The organism is Sulfitobacter sp. HI0129, assembly GCF_001635395.1.
Classification (GTDB): Bacteria; Pseudomonadota; Alphaproteobacteria; order Rhodobacterales; family Rhodobacteraceae; genus Sulfitobacter.
Window position 1 is genome coordinate 1 of the sequence record NZ_LWGH01000722.1, and the last position, 1,142, is coordinate 1,142.

General features: G+C 70.9%; 2 protein-coding genes. Both read left to right on the top strand.

From position 1 onward, the window contains the following. On the top strand, nt 1-728 hold a 728-nt coding region (locus A3764_RS17955), incomplete at its 5' end, for a HesA/MoeB/ThiF family protein (protein WP_067951880.1). Further along, nucleotides 725-1,142 (top strand): bifunctional hydroxymethylpyrimidine kinase/phosphomethylpyrimidine kinase (gene thiD, locus A3764_RS17960; protein WP_201722462.1); only part of this gene is annotated, 418 nt, incomplete at its 3' end. The genes A3764_RS17955 and thiD, both read left to right, overlap by 4 nt.

Genomic DNA, 1,142 nt, shown 5'->3' on the forward strand with positions numbered 1-1,142 from the left:
ACCTGCATCGGCAGGTGCTGTTCCGCCAGCGTGATCTGGGCGCGGCCAAGGCGGAGCGCGCCGCGCGCAGCCTGTCGCGGCTGAACCCCGAGTGCCATGTCACGGGTCATGTCGCCCGGCTCGACCCGGCAAATGCGCCTGCCTTCGCCGAGGGGGTCGATCTGGTGATCGACGCGGCGGACAGCTTTGCCGTCAGCTACGCGCTGTCGGATCATTGCCGCGCGGCGGGGCTGCCGCTGATCACCGCCTCCGTTCTGGGGAGGGCGGGGTATGTGGCGGGTGTCTGCGCCGGCGCGCCCAGCCTGCGCGCGCTCTTTCCCGACCTGCCGATGAGTGCGCAGACCTGTGCGAGCGGCGGCGTTATGGGGCCCGCCGTTGCCGCGATCGGGGCTTTGCAGGCGCAGATGGCCCTGTCGGTCCTGCTGGGCCATGCGCCGAGCCCGCTGGGGCAGGTGATGCAGCTTGACCTTGCGACGTGGCGCAGCAGCGTTTTCCGGTTCGACGGGGCGCCGGAAGCCCCCGGGCCGGCCGTGATCGCGCCCTGCCAGATCGCCCCGGACGATCATGTCATCGACCTGCGCCTGACGCCTGATTACCCCGCCCCCCGCCCCGCGCCGGAGGAGCGCGTCGTTTTCGCCTGCAACACCGGGCTGCGCGCATGGCGCGCCGCGCGCCGGGTGATGGAGGGCGGGCATGCCCGCGTTGCGGTCATCGGATACGGATCGTGACGCCCGCGATCCTCTGTATCGGGGGCATGGATTCCAGCGGTGGTGCCGGGCTGCTGCGGGACAGCGCCACGATCGAGGCCCTGGGCGGGCGGATGCGCGCCGCCGTTACCGCCGTAACGGCTCAGGATGACGGGGGCCTGCGCGCGAACCTTCCCCTGCCGGTGGAGACGGTACTGGTACAAATCGGCAGCGCCGGACCGGTACAGGCGGTGAAGATCGGGATGCTCGGCACCGCGCCCATCACCCGCGCCGTTGCACAGGCCTTGCCAAAGGGGTTCCGGGTGCTGGACCCGGTGCTGGCGTCGAGTTCGGGCTTCGCCTTGCTGGAACCGGAGGGGATCGGCTGCCTTTTGTCCGATCTGCTGCCGCGCATGGATCTGGTGACGCCGAACCTGCCCGAGCTTTACGCGCTGG